The sequence below is a fragment of the Paenibacillus phytorum genome (assembly GCF_013141715.1).
Classification (GTDB): domain Bacteria; phylum Bacillota; class Bacilli; order Paenibacillales; family NBRC-103111; genus Paenibacillus_E; species Paenibacillus_E phytorum.
Window position 1 is genome coordinate 1 of the sequence record NZ_WHOA01000180.1, and the last position, 4,823, is coordinate 4,823.

Below are 4,823 nucleotides of genomic sequence, written 5' to 3' on the forward strand. Positions count from 1 at the left end.
GGAACGGGTCTATGCCCTAAAGCTGAACAATCTCGGTACTCTGTGCTTTCTTTGTGAGATCCTGCGAATGAGCCAATCTACGTTTCAGGGTTACGTTTTGCTATTTATGCTGCTAATGGTAGCTGGGCCTTATCCATGGAGAATGTTTGTCCTTCTCTCGCCATGGCTACAAGCATCCGGGCCAGTTTCCCAATAAGCTTCATCATGGACTGCATTTTCGTCATTCGTTTCACTTCGGTATTATGAGCATGCAAGGCTTGAAACGCTTCATTGAAAGATAACAGGTGAAACACTGTGAAGTAGAGATGCTTACGCAGTAGTGAGTTGCCTCGTTTGGTGAGCTTGATTTGCCCCTTATACTTGCCTGAACTTCGTTCTGCTAAGTTCAATCCTGCCTTGCGTAATAACTGATTTCCGTGAGACAGCTTACGTAAGTCCCCGCCAAATGCTAATATGGCAGCTGTTGCAGGAACGGAAGCACCGACAGATCGAACGAGATCTGAACAAGGGATTTCAGGCAGTACCTTTTCAATCATCTCGTCTGCTTCATCAATGATTAGGCAAATTCTTTCATACTCTTCGATGAGGTGCCTTAGTTCCCATTTATCTTCTTCAAGGGCAGTAGTGTCTCCCACGCTATGTCTAGCGAGTGATTGAAGTTCCAGCGCCTTGTTCTTACCTCGCATTCCACCAGGCCTAGCCATATACTCACCCCAGATCTGTACCATTTGCTCCGGAGTTAGCTGCAATAGGTCAGAAGGGGCTGGGAACCGGCGCAATGTGGCCAAGGAACGATCGCTAAAAACATCATCAAATGCTTGTCTGTATTCTGGAAAACGGATATCGAGCCAGCGGTGGATCCTATTCTTAATCCGCCCTGACTTAACAACCCAGTGCTCTCTGTTTGTAACCATAACCCGTATTCGCCGGAATGCTTCATCCTTTGGAGAGAAGGGTGTGTAGAACCCACGGCTCACCGCATCGGCGATGACCAGAGCATCTTTTGAGTCGTTCTTGGAAGGTGAGTTATCTCTGTTTTCCTTATTGCGTTTGGTTGTCATTGGATTGACAAGAGCCACATCAATTCCTTGATCTACCAACCAATTGGCAATATTAAACCAATAGTGACCGGTGCTCTCCAATCCCACAACGAAGTCTGCCGTGTATCTTTTGTAATTTCCGAATGCTGTCTTCTAGTTGCTCATAGCCGGCTAGGTCATTCGAAAATAGAATAGGGCGCTTGGTGAGGACAATACCTCGAAAATTAGTGGCTTGTGCAGCATGCTTCTCCTTGGCAATGTCAATGCCTATGACCAGAGTGGTAGTGGAGATTCGTTCTACACGTTGATTTTGAGAATTAATTGGATTAGACTTCATAATAACGCCTCCTAAGGTGAGTTCTGAGGGCTGCAACCCAGTACATACTCATCCTAGCGAGGCGTCCTTTTTTCTGCAAGTTCAATCTACTAACACCTACAGGAATGTTAAAGGGCAGTTTAACGCAACATATTCTCGCCGTTTTCGTAAAAGAATGTAAATAAAACTTTGAAGGAGGTAAAAATATTAAATACAAAAAAACTTTAATTATAACTCAGACATTCATAATTATTGCTTTGATTGTCTTCATTTTTGTGTTTGTAAATCAATCAAATAAAGTGAACGATACTGCTACCAACTCAGTTATTTTTCATCTTGACAGAGCTGACCTTGAACGAGTTGATAAAATGGTAACAAGATTTAATGAGGGGCAAGGAGACAATCTAATGATTATAGAACCAGGAATGGATAGCGGTCCAGCCATTCATGACGTAATTTCAAATGGTAAAGAAATAAATTGGATAGTTGATAACTCACGAGATGCATGGAGTACAGACAAAGGCAAGACGGAATATGTCTGTAAATTAATTCGAATACACGAAAGAGATAGTGATTTTATTGATGTTGAATTATCAAAATGTAAAAATTACAAGGATGATGACCAACTTAGAATTCTGTCTTTTAGAAAAGAAAAGTTGTAACTGGAAATGGATTAAACTAACGAAAAACGATAGTTGAACAAACCTAAACAGGCTACCGTGTGCAGCCTATTGTGCTAACGGGCAGTATTAATAATAAAAAAAGCTCATAGGTATCCTTATTATGGTAAATTAAAAGCTGAAGGAGGTATAATTATGGTTATGGCTAATTTGCTCTTTATGTTTTTGTATGTAACTCCTATTGTAGCTATTTTGTTTTTCCTTAACTGTGTTTCCCTCGCTAAGAAAATTAAAAATGGCAATCCTGACACTGCTAATAACACAGGTTGGGGAGCGGTAATGTTTGGATTTATTGTGTTTTCTATAATCTGGAGTATATCGATACATTTCCCTTTTCATTAAGTCAAAATTGAAGTTCCAGGTGGATGGTCCATTTACAAATTCTAGACGTACATTTTATTTTTTGATTCCGATGAGTTACCCGAAACATTTGAAGTTGAACAACTGTTATATTAATGGATTGTTTGTGGAGATAAGTGTTGGTTCAGTTGTATAAATCAAAATATGGGACAATTTCGACATTTGTTATTGTCTCATGCTTATTAGGGATGAGTAATAAATACACTGAACCGATTATAAACAAACAAAACAAATTAATATTACAACAAGCAGAAATTGTAGATAGACTTACAAATAAAGATGATTTAATAGTGGTTGGAACCGATGATCCGTCTTTATTAAATGCAACTCACAGGATCGGTTGGCGGATTATGAATTCCATACCTGATAATAATGTTACCATCTCCAAAACGAATGCTAGACACCATATGATAAGAGGAGATTCTGCTTTCCAGTTTGCAAGCAGTAAGCCAATTAAAAATAAAAACAGTCCAATCCAAGTAAAGGCATTGGGCAGTTCTCGATAGAAAAACAAAATTGTATCTTTGTGTGCCATAGCCGTTATCATACTCGGTAGAATATGCTTCTTAGCGATTCCGCTAACAAATTGATATTCGGCAATGCTGCTTAACCAATTAAAATAAAGAATGGGTGGCAATAATGAAGAAATCGCGAAGACCCAATGATTGCAGGAGCCAAACAATTACAATAGTTGTGAATAAGAAAAAGAAGGAGCTGTATAGGCAGCTCCTTTCTTTATTGAGCTAACGTTCTCCGTTAGCTTAGCGCTTTCTGCGATTAGATGGGATGTACATTGGTTTAATTTTCTCAATATTCCTGAATTAATTTACTAAATTTATTAAGCTCTTGTTGTAATCTATTTGCTAACTAGAACGGTACTTAAAAAGGATCATGGCTGCTGCGCAGTCGATGATCTTTTTTTGCTAAACATTAACAATATACTTTATTCATGCCTGAATGTTAACATAATATTGCTCTTAGTGATTTTACGTGCAACAAAACGAACAGTCTATGCGTTAATAGATTAGCAGCTTGGAAAAGGAGTTATCAAATGAAAAATACATGGTCAAAAATTATAACAACAGTGATGTTGTCTGCCGCGCTATTCGGCGCTAACTCGAATACAATGCAGGCATCTGCTATTGCTTTCAAAGATGTTTCTTCAAGTTTCTGGGGATACTCAAATATTCAATGGGCTATTGAAAATAAGGTTGTAGATGGCTACCCTGATGGTTCGTTTAAACCAAATCAAAATGTGGAACAAGCTGAATTTATCGCCATGCTTATCCGCGCGTTTCAACCAAGTGATTTCGATCCAACGTCAGAAACGGGTGAATGGTCAGTACCCTATACTCGGTATGCCAATAAAATGGGGTGGAGTCTTAGAACCCCCTCATCGTTAGGCGGACATACAAGTTCTATTTATTTAAACAGGGGCATGGTAGCCGAATATCTGGCGAACGCGACAGGTAAGAAGTATAGTATGGATGATTCCATCCAATACCTGCTTGATCTTGGACTGTCAGACGGCAAGACGGATAATAGCTTAAGCGGTTTTCAAAAGGGCGATCAAGTAACGCGCACAGAAGCAATTACGTTTATTCAGCGCTTGAAAAAGCAATTGAATACACTTCAAGCAAGTCCTTCGACCGAAGAGAAATATGTGCCACAATGGAAAGCAGAAGCGGTACAAACAGATGCAACCATAAACTTAACTGCTAATACTAGCATGTACCAAGCTCCATCTGACAAAACAAAGAAGTTAGGTGAGCTTTCCCCGCAGAGTTTAAAGGCATTTGAGAAATGGAACAATTGGTATCACATTAATGCTTGGATGGGTGATGCTTGGGTTTATGTGACGCCTGAAAACTCAGCTGATTTCAATGTGATTGACCCAAATGACAAGCGGGCGGCGGCGAACGTAAAAACAACCTGGGATGGCATCAGAAACTCAGGAGTCAACGTAGATGTGCTTCTTAAAGAAGCACCATTCAAAAAGAACGATATTAAATTCGATATCCTCATTTATAACGAGGATGGAACTTTAAATACTGGCGTACGAAATTGCGTTCTTGAAAATATGTCGGTCGGTGGAATTCAATCATTCTATCGACAGTACAGTGGTTATATCCCTAACAACGCTAAAATAGTTTTACAAATTACGAGTATAACTGAGGCAAAAGCACAGCCATAATGGCAGTGCTTTTTTCTCATGGCGGGCTTTTAGTTCGTACGTCAATTCGAAAGGGTTAGACCATTACCGATTTAAGACCAGTATTCAGCTAACGGGAAACGATAGCAGAACAGCGGATGCCGATGCGTCCGTTTTTTGTTCGCTAAGCTAACGGGCAGTTTAGCTTAGCAATCCATAAGAAACAATCCAAGCTGAAATGTGCTAAAATGTAACTAATGTAGACATCCCTCATG

The 4,823-nt window shown here is 39.7% G+C and carries 4 protein-coding genes and 1 pseudogene; 4 read left to right on the plus strand and 1 reads right to left on the minus strand.

The window, feature by feature from the left end; genetic code table 11:
* Window positions 1-104: 104 nt before the first annotated feature.
* A pseudogene (locus GC098_RS25880) lies at window positions 105-1,377 on the minus strand (IS110 family RNA-guided transposase).
* A 278-nt stretch (window positions 1,378-1,655) separates the two neighbouring features.
* On the opposite strand from GC098_RS25880, the gene GC098_RS25885 reads away from it, so the two are divergent.
* The 4 genes from GC098_RS25885 to GC098_RS25900 all read left to right on the plus strand — a co-directional run bounded on the left by GC098_RS25885 (window position 1,656) and on the right by GC098_RS25900 (window position 4,590).
* On the plus strand, window positions 1,656-2,018 hold the full coding sequence (locus GC098_RS25885) for a DUF4362 domain-containing protein (protein ID WP_268796260.1): 363 nt from the start codon (window positions 1,656-1,658) through the stop codon (window positions 2,016-2,018).
* 153 nt (window positions 2,019-2,171) lie between these two features.
* Window positions 2,172-2,378, plus strand: coding sequence for a hypothetical protein (locus GC098_RS25890; protein WP_171646090.1), 207 nt, complete (start codon window positions 2,172-2,174; stop codon window positions 2,376-2,378).
* A 206-nt stretch (window positions 2,379-2,584) separates the two neighbouring features.
* Window positions 2,585-2,902 carry a hypothetical protein gene (locus GC098_RS25895; RefSeq protein ID WP_171646091.1) on the plus strand — a complete coding sequence of 106 codons (318 nt, stop codon included), beginning with the start codon at window positions 2,585-2,587 and terminating at the stop codon, window positions 2,900-2,902.
* Window positions 2,903-3,447: 545 nt separating this feature from the next.
* Window positions 3,448-4,590: an S-layer homology domain-containing protein gene (locus GC098_RS25900; protein WP_171646092.1), complete on the plus strand. Its 1,143-nt coding sequence runs from the start codon at window positions 3,448-3,450 to the stop codon at window positions 4,588-4,590.
* Window positions 4,591-4,823 lie beyond the last annotated feature (233 nt).

Excerpts from the sequence above, each read along its gene's own strand:
- GC098_RS25890 (WP_171646090.1), top strand. The coding sequence starts at position 2,172 with ATGGTTATGGCTAATTTGCTCTTTATGTTTTTGTATGTAACTCCTATT.
- GC098_RS25895 (WP_171646091.1), top strand. The coding sequence starts at position 2,585 with ATGAGTAATAAATACACTGAACCGATTATAAACAAACAAAACAAATTA.
- GC098_RS25900 (WP_171646092.1), top strand. The coding sequence starts at position 3,448 with ATGAAAAATACATGGTCAAAAATTATAACAACAGTGATGTTGTCTGCC.